15 protein-coding genes and 2 pseudogenes are annotated in these 18,682 nt (G+C 57.1%); 11 read left to right on the forward strand and 6 right to left on the reverse strand.

Annotated features, from left to right (window positions below; all coding sequences use genetic code 11):
• Window positions 1–321 precede the first annotated feature (321 nt).
• The 7 genes and pseudogenes from C1N60_RS22815 to C1N60_RS22845 all read left to right on the forward strand — a co-directional run.
• Window positions 322–1,263: pseudogene (locus C1N60_RS22815) on the forward strand (VENN motif pre-toxin domain-containing protein); the annotation flags it as partial.
• Window positions 1,260–1,448 carry a CPCC family cysteine-rich protein gene (locus tag C1N60_RS22820; RefSeq protein WP_222986736.1) on the forward strand — a complete coding sequence of 63 codons (189 nt, stop codon included), beginning with the start codon at window positions 1,260–1,262 and terminating at the stop codon, window positions 1,446–1,448. The pseudogene C1N60_RS22815 and the gene C1N60_RS22820, both read left to right, overlap by 4 nt.
• 711 nt (window positions 1,449–2,159) lie before the next feature.
• Complete coding sequence (locus C1N60_RS22825) at window positions 2,160–2,561, forward strand: hypothetical protein (protein ID WP_394522016.1); 402 nt, start codon at window positions 2,160–2,162, stop codon at window positions 2,559–2,561.
• Window positions 2,562–2,570: 9 nt separating this feature from the next.
• Window positions 2,571–2,852, forward strand: coding sequence for a hypothetical protein (locus C1N60_RS22830; RefSeq protein WP_394521861.1), 282 nt, complete (start codon window positions 2,571–2,573; stop codon window positions 2,850–2,852).
• Window positions 2,849–3,210: pseudogene (locus tag C1N60_RS22835) on the forward strand (immunity 8 family protein). The gene C1N60_RS22830 and the pseudogene C1N60_RS22835 overlap by 4 nt, the downstream one beginning before the upstream one ends.
• A 518-nt stretch (window positions 3,211–3,728) precedes the next feature.
• Window positions 3,729–5,711, forward strand: a complete 1,983-nt coding sequence (locus C1N60_RS22840; protein ID WP_394521862.1) for an autotransporter outer membrane beta-barrel domain-containing protein — start codon at window positions 3,729–3,731, stop codon at window positions 5,709–5,711.
• Between the two features lie 341 nt (window positions 5,712–6,052).
• Entirely contained in the window at window positions 6,053–7,912 is a 1,860-nt protein-coding gene (locus C1N60_RS22845; protein ID WP_394521863.1) for a hypothetical protein, read from the forward strand.
• Between the two features lie 40 nt (window positions 7,913–7,952).
• Here C1N60_RS22845 and C1N60_RS22850 read toward each other — a convergent pair whose 3' ends face one another.
• Window positions 7,953–9,245, reverse strand: coding sequence for a glycoside hydrolase family 10 protein (locus C1N60_RS22850; protein WP_394522007.1), 1,293 nt, complete (start codon window positions 9,243–9,245; stop codon window positions 7,953–7,955).
• A 172-nt stretch (window positions 9,246–9,417) separates the two neighbouring features.
• Here C1N60_RS22850 and C1N60_RS22855 point away from each other — a divergent pair, with 172 nt between their 5' ends.
• A complete protein-coding gene (locus tag C1N60_RS22855) occupies window positions 9,418–9,738 on the forward strand; it encodes a hypothetical protein (protein WP_058759124.1) in 321 nt (106 codons plus the stop codon).
• A gap of 31 nt (window positions 9,739–9,769) precedes the next feature.
• Here C1N60_RS22855 and gabP read toward each other — a convergent pair whose 3' ends face one another.
• On the reverse strand, window positions 9,770–11,167 hold the full coding sequence (gabP, locus tag C1N60_RS22860) for a GABA permease (protein ID WP_021509088.1): 1,398 nt from the start codon (window positions 11,165–11,167) through the stop codon (window positions 9,770–9,772).
• 104 nt (window positions 11,168–11,271) lie between these two features.
• Window positions 11,272–12,525 carry a 4-aminobutyrate--2-oxoglutarate transaminase gene (gene gabT, locus C1N60_RS22865; RefSeq protein ID WP_394521864.1) on the reverse strand — a complete coding sequence of 418 codons (1,254 nt, stop codon included), beginning with the start codon at window positions 12,523–12,525 and terminating at the stop codon, window positions 11,272–11,274.
• 109 nt (window positions 12,526–12,634) lie between these two features.
• Here gabT and C1N60_RS22870 point away from each other — a divergent pair, with 109 nt between their 5' ends.
• Entirely contained in the window at window positions 12,635–14,128 is a 1,494-nt protein-coding gene (locus C1N60_RS22870) for a MocR-like pyridoxine biosynthesis transcription factor PdxR (protein ID WP_215787765.1), read from the forward strand.
• Window positions 14,129–14,142: 14 nt separating this feature from the next.
• Here C1N60_RS22870 and C1N60_RS22875 read toward each other — a convergent pair whose 3' ends face one another.
• Window positions 14,143–15,006, reverse strand: coding sequence for an aldo/keto reductase family oxidoreductase (locus tag C1N60_RS22875; protein ID WP_394521865.1), 864 nt, complete (start codon window positions 15,004–15,006; stop codon window positions 14,143–14,145).
• A 97-nt stretch (window positions 15,007–15,103) separates the two neighbouring features.
• On the opposite strand from C1N60_RS22875, the gene C1N60_RS22880 reads away from it, so the two are divergent.
• Entirely contained in the window at window positions 15,104–16,015 is a 912-nt protein-coding gene (locus tag C1N60_RS22880) for a LysR substrate-binding domain-containing protein (protein ID WP_021509092.1), read from the forward strand.
• Here the strand turns inward: C1N60_RS22880 and C1N60_RS22885 are convergent.
• Window positions 15,996–16,598 carry a TetR/AcrR family transcriptional regulator gene (locus C1N60_RS22885; protein WP_021509093.1) on the reverse strand — a complete coding sequence of 201 codons (603 nt, stop codon included), beginning with the start codon at window positions 16,596–16,598 and terminating at the stop codon, window positions 15,996–15,998. The genes C1N60_RS22880 and C1N60_RS22885 overlap by 20 nt on opposite strands.
• A gap of 129 nt (window positions 16,599–16,727) precedes the next feature.
• Between C1N60_RS22885 and C1N60_RS22890 the strand changes: the two genes are divergently transcribed.
• Complete coding sequence (locus C1N60_RS22890) at window positions 16,728–17,120, forward strand: RidA family protein (RefSeq protein ID WP_058770208.1); 393 nt, start codon at window positions 16,728–16,730, stop codon at window positions 17,118–17,120.
• A gap of 83 nt (window positions 17,121–17,203) precedes the next feature.
• Here C1N60_RS22890 and C1N60_RS22895 read toward each other — a convergent pair whose 3' ends face one another.
• Window positions 17,204–18,670, reverse strand: coding sequence for a pyridoxal phosphate-dependent decarboxylase family protein (locus C1N60_RS22895; protein ID WP_058770207.1), 1,467 nt, complete (start codon window positions 18,668–18,670; stop codon window positions 17,204–17,206).
• Window positions 18,671–18,682 lie beyond the last annotated feature (12 nt).

Consider the following 18,682-nt stretch of genomic DNA (forward strand, 5'->3'; position numbering starts at 1 on the left):
CTCCAACACCTCAGTTCAGCGTCTGTTAATTACTCCGTTTTACCAATCGCTGCCGTAACGCTCTGGAAATGCTCACTTGTGGCTTAGTATCGTGCTCAGCCATGATTAACTACCTCGTATAGTTGGTTATGGTTAGCAGGCTGAGGTGTTGGCGCACCTCAGCTCAGCTCCGCGCCGGATATCTACTCTGTTTAACCAATCACATCGTCCAGCATCTCAGCCACAAACTTCTGCTTCGTAATTAGCAGTTGCCTGATCGCATTGATCTGCCTTTACAGCCGTGGCACCAGTGCAATGGTTCGTGTGATAAGATCGCGGGCAGCAGGAAACAGCGCAGTAGCAGGCGCGACGGGTGCAGTCAGAGGAGAGCTGATGGGTCAGTTGATCATGCATTCGATGTATCCGGGTAAACAGGTCGGTGACCTGCAGGAGTCGGATAAGCAGATCATCAGTGCACTGAGTACCCTGGCTGCAGGTCTGGCAGGCGGCGTGACCGGCGGCAGTAGCGCCAGTGCACTGGCCGGCGCTCAGGCAGGGAAGAATGCGGTGGAGAATCATGCGCTGAGTGACCTTGCGGAGAACAAAGCCTCTGGAATATCACAGCAGGAGAAATATCAGAAAGCGCCGGATGCATTAGTGAAGGTTACTGAGGAATTCAAGGCTTAAAATTGTGCCGGAATGAGTGCCGAAGCCTGCGGTGCTAAAATGGATGCGCATCGTGATGAATCGCTGGCAGGTGCGGATCTGGCCGGACTGGATTTTGTGCCAATCATCGGTGACATAAAGAGTTTCAAGGAAGCCAAAACTAAACTTGATTACCTTGTGGCAATGGTCGGATTAGTACCTGGAGCGGGTGATGTTGCAGGCAAGGCTATCAAAGTAGCTGCAACGGCGCTTAAGAAAGGAGATCTTGCCGAAGCATCAAGACTGATAAATGAAAGCAGCCAGCAGATTTCTGCGAAAGCTAAAGATACTCAGATTTGGACTGAAACTAAGAAAAAAGAACCTGTTCCTAGTGCCTATGGGCATTGGGATAAACATAAGCAAGAGTTCACTGAATTCCAGAATCCTAAACAATATGTAGATGCTACTCATTCATTTATAAATAATCCGCCTGTTGGCACATAAGTAAAAACTCGTCCTAATGGCGATACGCTGTATTACAATCCAGCAACGAATACCTTCGCATCCAAAGATGTTAGTGGTGTGCCAAGAACAATGTTTAAGCCAGAAAAGGGGATGGAATATTGGAACAAACAATGACGGAACAGGAATTTCATGCGTGCCCTTGCTGTGGCAATAAAACCATTTTGGAATTAGGTGGTTATGAAATTTGCTCGATCTGCGGCTGGGAAGATGATCCTGTGCAAGCTGAAGATCCTGATTTTTCTGGCGGGGCTAACAGTCCCAGCTTAAATGAAGCTAAAAGGCGTTTTTTTCATAAATAAAACAAATCCCGGCTATCGAGCCGGGATTTTTACATTATCACTCAGCTGCTGCCAGCCGGATAATCATCTGTCCCGGTTCAGTGATCACCTCGATCTTCTGCCCGGTCGCAAAATCCCAGCTCGGCCATCCAGTGGCCGCGCAGGGTGATGACGGTGAAGGCCGGTGCTTCAGGTGATCGCATATATATCCCACGGTATAACGTCTTGATTTAGCTGTGGGCGTGTCGGCCCCTGACTTATGATGCGTGCCAGCCATAACCAGCTCCTCGTTAATTGCTTGCGGTCAGTGGGCTGGGGGTGCGAATACCCCTGTTCCGCGCCTGTTAGCTGCTCCGTTTACCTATCACGTTATCCAGCATCTCAGAAATAATCTTCTGCTTCGTCATTGGTATCTGTCGGATTGCATCGATCTGCCTTTCCAGCCGAGGCACCAGTGCAATGGTTTGTGTGATAAAATCGCGGGCGGGAGAAACAGCGCGGCCGCAGGTGCGACCGGTGCGGTCAGCGGAGAGCTGATGGGCCGCTGCTCATACATTCGATGTATCCGGGTAAACAGGTGAGTGACCTGCAGAAGTCGGATAAGCAGATCATCAGTCACTGAGTACCCTGGCTGCAGGTCTGGCAGGCGGCGTGACCGGCGGCAGTAGCGCCAGTGCGCTAGCCGGCGCTCAGGCAGGGAAGAATGCGGTTGAGAATAATGCGCTGAGTGCAATGGCTGGCTCAGACCTTGGGTTCTGGCTGGGTAAAACACCAGAGTGTGATACAGCGTGTAAGGCCGGGATAGCCAAAGGGGTTGCAGAGGGTAACCTTGTTGTCTCTGCTGGCGTAAGTGCTGTGGCAGGAGGGGCAACGATTGTTGCCGCCACTCCTGAAATTGCTGCTCTCGCTAAGGCTGCACTGGAAGGATGTAAAGTAGCTCCAAGGATATGCCTGAATAATGCTGGTTTGCAGGTTGCTGAAGCTGTGACACCAGGGGGCGTAGGTGTTGCTGGCGCCATCGGGGTTGGTAAGACAGCGGTAGAAGCGATGGCAGCGAAGGCTGAAGCTGTAGCAGCTAATACGGCGAAAAATAGTCAATTAGCTAGTAATTCCAAAACATTAAATATTGCATAACATATTGGGATGTTACGTGATGCAGCTAAAGTAAATAAAGGAAACTTTGGCTTAGGAAATGCCACAACTAATGAAGCCAATATATTAGGAGAAGCATGGGTGGGGCCGGGTTACAGAATATCCAAAGATGGAACATCATGGGTAAGTGCTGATGGCTTAAGAGTCTATCGGCCACCTTCAGCTAAACCAAATAGTACAAAAGCTACAACAGGAATTCAGGCTAATTTCGAGCAAAAAGTAGCGCGTGGAGAGCCGCCGATTAGTAATGGCCATTTGGATATAATTAAATGAAAGCTTTATTAAAAGAATTACGTTCATTAGATATAGAAGATGATTTGCTCTTCTATTGGCCAGACGACCCTGAAGTTTTTGGGAGTTGGGTTAGGGCGATGATTGGCCCTGATAATGAAGAAGGAGCTGAGTATTTCGACATATTAATTTGTACTCCTAAATGGTTAGCCCTGGAGGCTGAAAAAAAGACGTTTTTTGGGGTAAAGGGATGATCATCATTAATGAGTATAATTACGATAAAATTTTAGCCTTTATAAAAAAACAGATCGCTGATTGTCATGCAGATGATTGGCCCGAGATTGCTCAAAAGCTCAGCCGTTTTAGTTTTTGGCAATATGAGGACTATCAGCCTTATTAGAGTGAATCCCGGTCATTGCACCGGGATTTGTACATAGCCTGCCAGCCGGATGATTATCTGCCCCGGTTGTGCGATCACCTGGCTCCGCTTCGTATTCGAAAGCCATCACTTCCGGAAGTTGCCTGATAACTTTTTGTTGCGCCTGTGTCACGTCGCAAATTGCCTAAAACTGCAACCCCGGTTGGCATCCGGGAGCAACTTGATATCAATAAGATCAGTGAGTTATATGGATACCTGAGATCTGCGCATTATACTGGCTTCAGTTAACGCCGCCGCTTTGTCACTCAAAGCACCGTTCCTCACGCTGCGGTTGTCAGTCCACAATCCCTGACGTGCCGATCCATCCCGCAAATTTCCGCTCTCTGCCTGGTAAAGGCGCGCCTGCCTGACTACACCTTAAGCATCCTTGTTATCACTGTCCTTTCCGCTGCTTAAGCGGTTTTCAGCCTGCGCGACGGCATCCTGACGCGCCGGCACCTTTAGCGGCCAGACATGAGCTCTGGCCTGATTCGGAGTGAATGATGAAGAGTCGCAACCTGGCGCGATCGGCGGTCGCGTTTGCCACATTGAGTTGCCTGTATGTGCCGTTTAGCGCCCTGGCGTGGGATAACCTGACGGTTTTCGGCGATAGCCTGAGCGATGGCGGTAATGTCGGGCGCTTTACTTATGATGGCGCGCAACATCCACTGTATGACGAGATCCTCGCCGCACAGCTCGGGCAAACGCTGCAGCCGTCGTCGCGCGGTGGCAGCAACTATGCACAGGGCGGCGGCGTTACCGTGCCGGCGCTGGATGCCAGCCTCAATACGCAAGACCAGCTGGCTGCTTATCTGCAATCCACCGGCGGCCGCGCAGATAGCAACGGACTGTACATTCACTGGGTGGGCGCTAACGATATCGCGGCGGCGGTGACCAATCCGCTTACCGCGCGCGAGACCATCAGCAACAGCGCCAGCGCGGCGGTGTCGCAAATCAAAACCCTGCTGGATGCCGGTGCGGGGGCGGTAATCGTGCCAAACGTGCCGCAGCTTGGCTCCACGCCTTTCATGGTGCAGGCGGTGCTGAGTGTGCTGGGCCCGGCGGCGCAGTCGGCGATGGTCGCGGCGTTTGCCTCGCTGGACAGCCATGCCACGCCCGACGTGGCTGCGCGCCAGCAGGCGGTGCGCGACGCATTCGATCAGGCCGCCGCACAGGTATCGACCATCCCGGCGCTGCGTGCCGCGCTGGCGCAGCAGCTGTTTTCGGCCTGGCAGGTGCTCAGCGAGCAGGTGACGGCCCTCTCCGATGGCTATAACCAGCAGGAAGAGGCCGGGCTGGTGGCGCTGAATGGCAACATTGTGCGTGCCGACATCGCCGGCCTGTTCAACGAGGTAATTGCCAATCCGCAACGCTATGGCCTGAGCAATACGCTGGGGATGGCCTGTCCGGTCGGCACCTCTGCCGCCGAATGCACCTCATCAACGCCCGGTTTCAGCAACGCGCAGGCCTATCTGTTTGCCGACCGGCTGCATCCCAGCCCGGCGGTACATGCCATGATCGCCGACTACATTCAATCGATCCTCGACGCACCTGCGCAGGTGGCGGCACTGGCACGGGCGCCGCTGATGCTGTCGCGGGATATGCAGAACACCCTCGACGGCCATTTACAGCAGCAGCGTCAGCAGCCGGCCAGCGCCGGTCAGGTCAGCGTGTTCGGCGGCTATGCCGGTCAGCATATTGATTATCGCGGCGACAGCCTGCTTAACGGCGACGCTGATACTGGCAGCCTGACGCTGGGATTAGGCTATCAGTTCACGGATAACTGGCAGGCGGGTCTGCTGTTGTCGAGCACCGCGCAGCACCAGCATCCTTCGGCGCACTATGATTACAAGCTGCGCGGCAATTTGCTGGCGCTGTATAGCCAGCTGACGCTGCTGGAGCAGGGCTGGATCAACGCGGATGTGCATTATGCCGATCTCGATTTTGACAGCATCGAACGTCGCATCGATATCGGCCCGGCAACGCGCACCGAACAGGGCAGCAGCAGCGGCAAAATGCTCGGGCTGCGGGTGCAAACCGGCTGGGATGTGCCGATAGGCGAACACCTTTCTACCGGTCCGGTTGCCAGCTACGCACTGGATTATGTGCGGGCAGGGGGCTACAGCGAAAACGGCGACAGCAGCACCGCCATGCGCTTTTCCGATCAAACCCTGCATTCGCAAATCGGCGCGCTTGGCTGGCGTATCGACAGCAAACTGTGGCCGGTGAATCCGTGGGCGCAGCTCAGTTATAACCACCAGTTTGACGATACGCAGAACGCGGTGCGCGCCGGGCTGAAGTCAACGCAGACCGGGTTTGTACGCAGCGTCAGCGCCGGTGATAAAAACTGGCTGGATATGTCGCTGGGGGCCAGCGTGCCGCTGGGTGAAACGGTCAACGCCTTTGCCGGGGTTTCTGCGGTCGGTGGCAACAGCGCCTATCACCAGGTGAGCTGGAATATTGGCCTGAACGCGACATTTTGATAACGGCGCGCCAGTCGGGGATTTCCGCTGGCGCAGCGTTGCGCGCAAGAAATTTAACTGATGATCGCCGGAAATATTTCGATAATTCAAGCCATTCTTCTTCGTAAGTCAAATTAATCAGAACGTTCGTACCGGCGATTACCACAATTATTCTGCGATAAATCTGTAAAATGTATTTTTGTCGCTTCGCTTTCCTTCCTGAATCATATCGTTATTCTCTCTCGCCACATCATGCCGCTGAAAAGCTCCCGTATAAGCTGGTACAGGTGAATATATTAATTTTCAATCACTTATACTGCTGATGCTCTGTCGTATTACGTTAATAATTTATGGGGAACACCATGGCGAATACATCTGGCATCACCAGCACTACCACACCATCTGCCACCGGGACGGTGATTCAATTACATACCATTGAAGATTTACGTAAACAGGAACCTGTTTCGATTGGCGAAATTGCGTCGGTGCTGGAGTACAGCCGTGGCAGTCGGATGGGCGGCGGCGTGTTTGTCTACGATGCCACCGACAACAGCACGCCCGATGACGGCGGGCTGAATTTCGTGACGTCCGGTAAAAAGCGCTGGAAAAGAGTGGTCCTCGATTATAGCGCGGTCACGGTGGTGGATTTTGGCGCGATAGCCGATGGCACCACCGATTGTATTGATGCGGTGATCCGCATGTTTAAATGGTCACAGCGTGTTTTACCCTCCGCGGGCATTCGCTTTACTGCCGGTGAGTTCAGCCTGTCCGGCTTTGATTTAGCGGAAGTGCTGGGCAGAGACAGAGAGATTAACCGCTTTAAAATTTCCGGCGCGCCGGTCAACTTCGGTTATTTCCCCACCACCACGCTGAAATTTAACTGGGGACCGAAACCGCGCAAAACTCATTTCTTTAGCGTGCGCGCACGCTATGTGGAGATCTCCGGCTTTGTGGTGAAAGGCATGAGTTCTGACAGCGGCGAAGACGGCGGCACGGCGTTTAATAATGTCGGCTTCTTTACCAACAGTATTATCGGTGGCCAGTTTCTGCGCGTCAGCAGTATGGAGTTTCGCTACCTCGGCGGGCGGGCACTGGAACTGATTGATACGCTGGACTGTAAAATCGACCAGTTTTATTCACGTGGCTGTCAGGGCAGTATTGTCTATGCGCGCTGGTCCGATCGGGAAAAAGGCGCCTGGGATCATTCGACCGCCATTGAACTCTCCAACTTTAATTTGCAGCGCAGCACCAAACAGCCAGTGTTCGATCTGCCGCGCTGCACGCAATCGTTTATTCGTAATGGCTGGATCGAGCACTCCGAATTTGCCGGCGATCTCACCAATGGCCAGTGGACCATTGAAGGGCTGGTGATTGAATCGACGCAAAATCCCATGAAAATGGGCTATTGCCGCGCGATGATTATCCAGAAAAGCGTGCACCGCGACAGCGCGGGCTTTGATTTCAGCAAAGAGGGTATTGAGCCATGGACGCTGCTGGCGGAAGGCGACCGTGGCGTGATGGAGATTTCCGATCTCGGCGCGATCATTCAGGGATCGCTGAGTTATGACTTCACCACCTCGCAGCATCACATGGATAACCGTGGCAAAGACGCAAAATGGTTTTACGTCGGCGAATTTAATTTTTCCGACGCTACCTCACAAATTCACGTTCGCATTCTCGGCAGCGCGCAGTATGTTTCCCAGTCGGAAACGCAAACCGATTACAGCTACCGGACACCGGAGGGCGTGGCGCATATTTATCTGCAGGCGCGCAACGACGATAACACCATTGGCAGCTGGCACAGCGAAGGCTCCTCACCCGTAATTAAGGTGCATATTGAGGGCAAAGGCGCACACACCAAACTGTACGTTAAAATTCCGGCCTATACCGGCTTCTCAATTGCGCTGGTGGAAACCAACGGGCGCGATCGCTATCAGTCCGGTCAGTGTTTTATTTTCCGCAAAAGTTTTACCGCCTGCAGTGCGGAAGAAGCCACGGCGCTGGACAACCAGCCGGTCGTCGCCTTTGAACAGCACTGGGTGGGCAATAAAGATGTCGGCTTTGGTTACAACAATAATAAAGAACTGCTGCTGCGTGGGCCGTTTTTTGAACGGCAGGAGCAGGATGCCGCGGGGAAGTGGATCACCCGCCGTTTTCTGAAAGTCCGCGTGAACGGCGTGCCGCGCAGTATTGAATTACTCGATCCGGATAACCCGCGCTAACGCTTCAGGCCAGCAGTATTCCTCTGCTGGCCTGAATAATTCATTTTCCCCAGCGCTGACGTAAATAATCGACTGCCTGCTGCGTCTGCGGCTGATTAAGGTAATCTTCGCGAAACAGAATGGTGCCGTCGATGTGCGGCAGCGATTCATTCAGATCGAGCTGTTTTTTCAGTTCGGGAACGCCGCCCTGAACCGTCCAGTCCGGCTCACTTTTCGAGGCTTCACCCACCTTATACAGCGCCACGCCGATGTACAGCCGGGTGCGCGTTGGCTGTACCACATTGGCCCACCAGCGCGCCAGGACGTCATAGCGCGCGGCCTGACGGGCAAACGGCCAGTACAACTGCGGCGCGATGTAATCCAGCAGGCCAAGCTGCACCCAGCGGCGCGTGTCTGCATAGGCTTCATCATAAGCCGCCGCACCGCGCGTATCGGAGCCGGCTGCATCGTGCGACAGATTACGCCATACGCCCGCCGGGCTGACGCCGAACTCAACGCCCGGCTTGAGCTGCTTAATCGTGTGGGAAACCTGTTCGATCAGCAGCTGGGTATTGTGCCGCCGCCAGTCGGCTTTGCTGGCAAAGCCCGCGCCGTACTGGCGGAAGGTGGCGCTGTCATTGAGCGGCGATGCCGCGGTTTCGGTGTAGAAATAGTCATCGAACTGAACGCCATCAATGGCGTAGTTTGACACCACTTCCGCCACGATGCTGGTGATCCAGTCGCGCGCCGCCGGAATGCCCGGATCGAGCACGAAGCGGTCGCTGGCGGTGCGGATCCAGTCGCGATGCAGCACAAACACGCTGGCCGGCTGCAGCTGGAGCGTGTTGTTTAACGCCGTCACGGTGGCAGGTTTGGTATTGGTCGACACGCGGTAAGGATTGAACCACGCATGCACCTTCATGCCGCGTTTGTGCGCCTCGTCGAGGATAAATTGCAGCGGATCGTAACCCGGATCCTGCCCGATGTTGCCGGTCAGGGTATCGGACCATGGCAGGATGCGCGAACGCCACAGCGCGGTGCCATCGGGCTTCACCTGGAAAAACACCGTGTTGATACCCAGGCTGTGCAGCTTATCCAGTTTGGCCGTCAGCGCCTGCTGCTGCTGGCGAATACGCAGCGCCGGGCTGGCTGTAACGGAGGATATCGGCGGCCAGTCGAGGCGCGACACCGTGGTGAGCCAGACGCCGCGCAGCGGTTCAGTCTGCGCTGCGGGTTTAGCCGGAACAGGAGGTTTGGTTGGCGACGGAAACGGGGTGACCAGCGATTTTGGCGGCTCCGAGGCGCAGCTGGCCAGCAACAGCACGGCAGACAGCAGACGGGCGACGCGTTTAATGTGGGTAACAGAGAGGTAACGCGCTGAACAGGCTATGATAAACTCCGTTTCTTGTAGTCCGTTATTCGCAGGCGTTCATTCTCTGATCATCAGACATAATGTCAAGACATTGGCTGAGATGAATGCCGCCGCGGCGCTGTCGCGCGTCCCGCATCTTACAGGAGTTCTCACTATGCAATACGAAGACCTTTATCGCCGCATTGGCCAGATCATTTTCAGCTGTGGCCCCGACGGCGCGCAGGTGCTGGTGGTGCAGGCGGAGCTGTTTGCCGATGAGGAGGGCGGGCAGTTTCAGTTTAACTACCTTGATGAAAACGGCGAACCGGACTGGTTCGAGCCGGACGCGCGCGCGATTGGCGATCTCAGTGCTGCGCTGAAAGACTTTCAGCAATACTTTATCGAACATGAGATGACTGAAGGGCAGCCGGTGTGGACGCACTGCACCGTGACGATTAACGTGGCGGATGAGTCGATCAGTATTGATGTGCAGTAACGGCGGGCTTCCGTGCCCGTTAAGGCGAGCGTTACGAACGCAGCGCTACCATCTCCTCGCTGTTTTTACGCGCCGCGCGCTTGCGGTGCACTATCTGGCTGGCAACCAGCACCAGCAGCGTTAACAGCCCGGTGGCGATAATTTCTGAACGATGCTGCGCATTGAACAGCATTGACGTCAGTACGCCAACAATGAACACCATGGTGGCCCACGTCAGACCCGGGAACAGCCACATGCGATAGCTGAGCTGCTCGCCGCGCGCCTCGCGCTTTTTCCGCAGCACCAGATGCGAAGCGGCAATGACCAGATAAACCAGCAGCGCAATGGCGCCGGAGCTGGCCAGCAGGAACTCAAATACCGCGCTTGGTGCCAGATAGTTGGCGATCACCGCCAGAAATGCTGCGGCGGTAGACATCAGCACTGCGACCCACGGCGTGCCGCTGCGCGTGGTGCGCGAGGCCGCCGCTGGCGCATCCTGACGACGCGACAGGGAATAGAGCATGCGCGACGCGGTGTAAAGCGCAGAATTAAGACAGCTGCATACCGCGATCAGCACCACCACATCGACAATCTGCCGGGCATACGGCACGTTCATCATCTCCATCGCCGTCTGGTAAGACCCGGCTTTCATCAGCGACGGCGTGTTCCACGGCACCAGCGCCACCACCAGAAAGATCGACAGCAGATAAAACAGCGCAATACGCCAGATCACCGAGTTGGTGGCGTGGGTGATTTGCTTGCGTGGCTCATTGGATTCGGCGGCGGCAATAGTGACGATTTCCGTGCCCATGAAAGAGAACATGGTGGTAAGAATGGCGGCGAGCACGGCACTGATACCGTTAGGCATGAAACCGTGGGTGTCGTACAGATGTGAAATACCCTGCGTGCTGCTGCCGGGCAGCAGGCCAAACAGCGCCAGGCTGCCGGCACAAAGAAAGGCGACGATAGCCACCACTTTCAGCAGCGCGAACCAGAACTCAAACTCACCGTAGTTTTTCACGCTGAACAGGTTACTGATGGTCAGGAAACTGGTGATCGCCAGCGTGTATTCCCACACCGCCACCTGCGGGAACCAGCCGTGCAGAATGGTGCCGGCGGCGTTGGCCTCCAGCGGGATCACCAGTACCCAGAACCACCAGTAAAGCCAGCCGATGGTAAACCCAGCCCAGCGGCCAAGGGATTTGTCGGCGTAGGTGGAGAAGGAACCGGAGTCCGGTGAGGCGACCGCCATCTCCGCCAGCATGCGCATAATAAGCACCACCAGCGCGCCGGCGGCGATATAGGCCAGCAGCACCGCCGGTCCGGCTTCGGCAATCGCATGGCCGGAACCGACGAACAGCCCGGCGCCAATCACACCGGCAATCGACAGCATGCGCACGTGGCGGGGTTTCAGGCTTTGTGCCAGTACATCGGCATTCTGAGCAGTCATCAATATCTCTCCAGATCGTCTCTCAGGCAGGGCAGACCCCGCCTGTTATGCAGGTGAAACTTGCCTGCGCGCGGCAGGCAAGCGATCGGACAATGGGTGGAACGCTAAGGCTGGCTGAGCAGGCTGTCGAGAATATCCAGCGCCTGACGGAACTGGGCATCCGGAATGGTGAGCGGATAGAGGAAGCGGATCACGTTGCCCTGCGGGCCACAGGTCAGCAGCAGCAGACCGCGCGCCATCGCCTGTTGCTGCAGCGCCTGCGCCTGCTGCGCACTGGCAAACTCCATCGCTACCATTGAGCCCAGCGCACGCACGTCGGTAATCGACGCGTTAGCGCGGCGCGCGCGGTGCAGCAGTTCGCTCAGCGTAGCGCCCAGGTCGCTGGCGCGCTGGCACAGCTGTTCTTCGTCGATGACATCCAGCACCGCATGCGCGGCGGCAATCGACAGTGGATTGCCGGCGTAAGTACCGCCCAGCCCGCCCGGACCAGGCGCATCCATGATGTCAGCACGACCGCTCACCGCCGACAGCGGCATACCGCCCGCCAGGCTTTTCGCCATGGTGATAAGATCGGGCTGCACGCTGTAGTGTTCCATGGCAAACAGCTTGCCGGTGCGGGCAAATCCGCTCTGAACCTCATCGGCAATCAGCAGGATGCCGTGCTCATCGGCCAGTGCACGTAGCTGCGTAAGAAACGCCGCCGGCGCGATGTGGAAACCGCCTTCGCCCTGCACCGGTTCCAGTACGATGGCGGCCACATCCTGCGGCGCGATGTCGTGGCTGAACAGATCGTGCAGGCTGGCGATAGCGTCCTCAGCGCTGATGCCGGTGACCGCGTTAGGGTAGCGGGCGTGAAACACCGAGGCCGGCATCGGGCCAAAATCGCGCTTATAGGGGGCCACTTTGCCGGTCATCGCCATGGTCATGAAGGTGCGGCCGTGAAAGGCGTTACCGAAGGTGATGATGCCGTGACGACGGGTAGCGGCGCGCGCCACTTTAACCGCATTCTCTACCGCTTCAGCGCCGGTGGTGAAAAAGGCGGTTTTGGCTTTACCGGCAATTGGCACCCGCTGATTGATGCGTTCCGCCAGCGCCACATAGCTCTCATACGGCGTGACCTGGAACGCGGTATGGGTGAATTTTGCTAACTGATCGGCAATGGCCTGCACGATGCGCGGATGACGGTGGCCGGTGTTGAGCACCGCGATGCCGCCAGCGAAATCAATCCAGCTATTGCCCTCAACGTCACGCAGGGTGGCGTTTTCGGCCTGATCGACATACCACTGACAAAGATTACCGGTGCCGCGCGGCAGCGCGTCATCTTTGCGTTGTTGCAACTGGCTGTTTTTACCTTCCATAACCTTTCCTTAGCGATAAGCGTCTTTACAAATCACGACAAACACGCTTATTTATGCCTGCACTGAGCGCGGTTGCCAGAGCCAATTTCACTGAGAAGGATGGAGCCAATTGCGGAGTTTGTACGCCGATCATGTATTGGAACGACTACAGTTTGTCGCGGAAGGCACGCTGCAGCAGCGCCTGCTGCACTGCATGCAGGCGGCGATTGTAGAGGGCATTTTCCCGCGCGGCTCACGCCTGCCGGCGACGCGTGATTTAGCGCGCGAGCTGGCGGTGTCGCGTAATACGGTGCTAAACGTTTATGAAAATCTGGTCGCGCAGGGATATGTCAGCGCGCGCACCGGCAGCGGCACCTGGATTGCAGAAAACCTGCCGGAAGGGAGCCTCAACAGCACGCCGGCGCTGCCGCTCAGTGAACCCCTGATGAGTAAACCGGCGGCGATTTCAAAACGCGGCGCCACGCTGCTCGGTCACGCCAATGCCTCGCCTTATCAGTGGGGCGCATTTGTACCTGGCGCGCCGGATGTGCGTGAGTTTCCGCATAAGTTATTTAGCCAGATTCAGTCGCGCCTGAATCGCGAACCTGACATCGAGCGGCTGATTTACAGCAGCAACGGCGGCTGTCCGCAGCTGCGCCAGGCGCTGGCTGAGTATCTCAGCGTGGCGCGCTCGGTGCGTGCCGACGCCGATCAAATTATCATTACCGAAGGCATTCATCAGGCGGTGGATCTGGTGACGCGCGTACTGTGCGACGCGGGCGATCCGGTGTGGATCGAGGAGCCAGGTTACTGGGGCACACGCAACCTGTTACGCATTAACGGACTAAAAATTCAGGCCAAAGCGGTGGATGAACAGGGCATTATCCCGGAGCTGGCACCGCGCAGCAAAGCGCCGAAGATGATTTTTGTGACACCGTCACACCAGTATCCGCTGGGTGTGCATCTCAGTCTGGAGCGGCGCAGGCAACTGCTCGACCTGGCGCGCAAACACAAAAGCTGGCTGGTGGAAGATGACTATGACAGCGAATTTCGCTTTGCCGGCCAGCCATTTCCGTCGTTGCAGGGCTTTGAGCCAGATGCGCCAGTGATCTACATGGGCACCTTCAGTAAAACGCTCTATCCCGCACTGCGTCTCGGCTATCTGGTGGTGCCGAAAGCGCTGGCGCAGCCGCTGCGCGTGGCGGCGGCCGAACTCTATCGCGGCGGCCATCTGCTGGTGCAGCGCGCGCTGGCGGAATTCATCCAGAAAGGCCACTACATGACGCACATCCGCCGCATGCGCAAACTCTACAGTCAGCGCCGGCGCTTTATGATGACGCTGATTGAACGCTACCTGGGCGCGGCATTCATGCCGGTGGTCAATCATGAAGCCGGGCTGCATCTGGTGCTGAATCTGCCCCCGGGCTGTGATGATGTGGCGATTGCCGCGCTGGCGCTGCGACGCGGCGTGAAGGTGCGGCCGCTGTCGCAATACTATATGCATCCGCAGGAGCGACGCGGTCTGCTGCTCGGTTACGCCTGCGTGGATGAGCGCCAGTGCCAGGATGCGTTTGGTGTGCTCAAAGCCTGCCTGATAGAAGCGGGCATCGCCGGGCGGGGATAGCCCCGGCGTGTGGCTTACGCCCGGCCAATGCTGTCCAGTTGCGCAACCACCTCCGGGCTCAGCGTCAGCGCCGCGCTGGCCAGATTTTGCTGCAGATGCTGCGGCGAGGAGGTGCCGGGAATCAGCAGAATATTATCTGAGCGTTGCAACAGCCAGGCGAGCGCCACCTGCAGCGTACTGGCGTTGAGCGTGCTGGCCACCGCGCTGAGCTGTTCCGACTGCAGCGGCGAAAAACCGCCGAGCGGAAAGAACGGCACGTAGGGAATGCCCTGTGTGGCCAGCTGGTCGATCAGCGCATCATCCTGACGATTGGCGAGATTAAACAGATTCTGTACGCAGGCAATCGGCGTCATCTGCTGTGCCTGCGCCACCTGACTGGCAGTCACGTTGCTCAGGCCAATGTGCCGAATCAGGCCACGCTGCTGCAACTTAATCATCGCCTCAATTTGCGGCTCCAGCGATCCTTCTGCTGGCCCATGAACGCTCAGCATCGAGCGTAAATTGACTACCTCCAGCACGTCGAGCCCCAGATTACGCAGGTTATCTTCAACCGCCTGCGTCAGCTCCTCCGGCGTGCTGGCGGGCAGCCAGCCGCCTTTGGCATCACGTCGGGCACCCACTTTGGTCACCAGCAGCAGATCGCTGGGGTAAGGATAAAGCGCTTTTTTGATCAGCTGATTGGTGATGTGCGGCCCGTAAAAATCACTGGTGTCGATGTGATTCACACCGGCAGCCACGGCATCGCGCAGCACCTGTAGCGCGCGGGCTTCATCTTTTGGCGGGCCAAATACGCCGGGACCGGCCAGCTGCATGGCACCGTAGCCGAGACGGGCAACCTGACGGTCGCCCAGCTTATAAGTAGTTGTAGCCTGTGACATGTAAACCTCCTTCATCGGATAGTGTTTAAATTGTAATCACAACGGTGCTGTGCGACTATCCGTGTAAATCAGGACAGACTGTACGGAGTGACGCACAATGGCGCTGGATATGGCGTTGCTGCATGCGGTAGTGGCGGTGGCAAAAGCCGGTGGATTTCGCGAGGCGGCGCGCATGAGCGGCAGCAATCCGTCGCGTTTGAGTGATGCGGTGCGGCGCGCCGAACAGCAACTGGGCGTTCGGCTGTTCAATCGCACTACGCGAACGGTGGTACTGACCGAAGCGGGCCGGGCTTTGATGTCACGGCTGCTGCCCGCCATGAACGAAGTGGATGCGGCGCTGGATGCCCTGAACACGTTCCGTGACACGCCGGGCGGCACGCTGCGGCTGAACGTGCCGGTCAGCGCGGCGCGGCTGGTATTACCGGCGATTGTGCCGGGATTTCTGCAGCGCTATCCCGACATCCGGCTGGAGATTGTGGCGGAGAGTAATGTGCAGGACATTTTTCGCGACAGCTGCGATGCCGGTATCCGTTATGACGATCATCTGGAGCAGGATATGGTGGCGCTGCCGATTGGTCCGCGCGTGCAGCGCTTTGCCGCGGCCGCGGCGCCGGCCTATCTGGCGGCTTACGGTACGCCGCAGCATCCGCGCGACCTGATGCAGCATCGCTGTCTGTATGGTCGTTATGCCACCGGGGTGACGGCCGAATGGGAGTTCAGCCGCGGCGCGGAACGCATCACGCTACAGCCGCAGGGGCCGCTGATTTGCAGCATCGGTGCGGCGATGGAGCTGACGGTGTCGACAGCCATCGCCGGTGCCGGCGTGGTCTATCTGTTTGAGGACTGGCTGAAGCCGGCGCTGGCCAACGGCAGTCTGCAACCGATTCTTGCCGACTGGTGGCTCAGCTTTCCCGGCCTGTGGCTGTATTACAATGATCGCCGGCTGATCCCGGCACCGCTGCAGGCGTTTCTCAGCTGGATACGCGAACTCAATGCGACGCCGGGTTGACCAGCAGCCCCGAAACCAGCAGCCGGAAGGCCTGCACCGCACGCGGCAGCGCCGCGACCGGCTCATCGGCAGCGGCAATCCACAGCGCGGCATTGAGCGCGGCGCCGTTGACCAGTTGCGCCGCCGCTTCGGTATCGACCGGTTTCACCGTACCTTCCTCAATCAGCTCCGCCAGCATGGCGGCGGTGGTGCGCAGACAGGCGGTCTGATTAGGCCAGCGCGACGGATCGCCCAGCACCGCCGGGCCATCCAGCAGCATGATGCGCTGGACTTCCGGCTCCAGCGACATCTCGATATAGGTAATGGCTTCCGCCAGAAACGCGTGCCAGCGAGTGTGATACTGCTGCCCGGCTGCGCGCATCTGCTCAAGAATCTCACCATCAATCTGGTCAATAACCGCCTGCAATAACCCTTTCTTGTCGCCGAAATTATGATACAGCGCACCGCGCGTCAGCCCGGCGGCTGCCGTGAGGTCATCCATTGACGCTTCGCTGTAACCTTTCTGCGCAAACGCGCGTCGTGCAGCGGCAATCAGTTTGCCGCGCGTCTCTTCCACCTGGTCTGCCCGTCGTCTGGCTGCCATCGCTGTTCCTTAAATTTTGCATTGACATACGCCGCGTATGTAAAACATAGTAATACATACGCGGCGTATGTTAAAGCGAAAGCGGGCATAGCTAACCCGTTTTCTTCTCTCATCTTCAGGAGTACGATTATGAACAAACGCGATGCTGTTTTTCCAGCGGGCCGTCAGGCGTTGTACAACATCAATAAATACTCTGCGGCGATTCGCTCCGGCGATCTGCTGTTTGTTTCCGGCCAGGTGGGCAGCCGTGATGATGGCACCGCCGAGCCCGATTTTACGCGTCAGGTTAATCAGGCATTTACCAATCTCGCGGCGGTGCTGAAGGCCGCCGGTTGCAGTTTCGATGACGTGGTTGATGTCACTACGTTTCATACCGATCCAGAAGCGCAGTTCGCCACGGTGAACGAAGTACGGCTGCGCTTCTTCGGCGATGAGCCTTATCCCAACTGGACTGCGGTGGGCGTCAACTGGCTGGCGGGTTATGATTTTGAAATCAAGGTAATTGCGCGCATTCCGCAGTGAGCCAGCGTGCGGCGATCAGTCTGTAACCCATAAAAAAAGCCGCTAACCGTTGCCGGTTAGCGGCTTGTTCACTTCACGCCTAATCAGGCGCTCAGCAGTTGATCAGCGGTTTTTTCTACCAGCGCCAGCAGCAGCTTGATGTCTTCCAGCGTGACGGTCGGGTTCAGCAGCGTCAGCTTCAGGCAGGTCACGCCTGCATGCTCGGTCACACCGACGTTAGCGCGGCCAGATTCCAGCAGCGCATCGCCGATACGCTGGTTGAACAGGGCGATCTGCGCGCTGTCGCTCAGCTGGGCTGGACGATAGCGGAACAGCACGCTGGCCAGCTGTGGCTGCATTACCAGCTCCAGACGCGGCTCAGATTCAACGAACTGCGCAACGTCCTGTGCCAGGCTCACACCGTGGTCGATAATCGCGGCGTACTGTTTCTGACCCAGCGCTTCCAGACCCATCCACAGTTTCAGCGCATCAAAACGACGCGTGGTCTGCAGTGATTTGGACACCAGGTTCGGCACGCCAGCTTCTTCATCGAACTCGGAGTTGAGGTAAGCCGCCTGATAACGCATCAGCTCATAGTGACGCGCGTCTTTCAGCAGGAACGCGCCGCAGCTGATGGTCTGGAAGTATTGTTTGTGGAAGTCGAGGGTGACGGAATCCACCAGCTCCAGACCATCCAGGTAATGACGATACTTTTCAGACAGCAGCAGCGCACCGCCCCAGGCCGCATCCACGTGCACCCAGATGTTGTGCTCAGCGGCGATGGCTGCGATTTCACGCAGCGGATCGATGGCACCGGCATCGGTAGTACCTGCCGTCGCGACGATCGCCAGGATCTGTTCGCCGTTGGCTTCAGCCTGCGCCAGTTTGGCTTTCAGGTCATTCACGTCCATACGGGCGAACTGATCCGACTTCACCTGCACCACAGACTGATAGCCGTGGCCCAGCAGCGCCATGTTCTTCTGCACGGAGAAGTGGGCATTTTCTGAGCACAGCACTTTAATCTTGCGCAGATCGCCAGTGATGCCGTGCTGCTGCACGGAATGGCCCTGACGTGCATAGAAAGCGTCACGTGCCAGCATCAGGCCCATCAGGTTGCTCTGCGTACCGCCGCTGGTGAACACGCCCGCATCACCGGCCGGATAGCCAACCTGCGCACGCAGCCACTCAATCAGTTTAATTTCAATAATGGTGGCAGAAGGGCTCTGATCCCACGAATCCATGCTCTGGTTAGTGGCGTTGATCAGCACTTCAGCCGCCTGGCTTACCACCAGGCTCGGACAGTGCAGATGCGCAACGCACTGCGGATGGTGCACCGCCAGACTGTCTTTGAGGAAATATTCAATCGCACGTTCAATCGCGGCCTGGTTGCCCAGGCCGTTTGGATTGAAGTCGAGCGTGATACGCTCGCGCAGTTCGGCAACCGTTTTGCCCTGGTACATCTCAGGCTGTTGCAGCCACTGCACAACCGCGGCGCTGCTCTGGGCAATCGCCTGCTGGTACGCCTCAATGCTCGGGGCCGAGGCGGCCAGAATCGGGTTTACTTCAGACATTTACTCTTCCAG

Source organism: Pantoea sp. SGAir0184 (assembly GCF_043544755.1).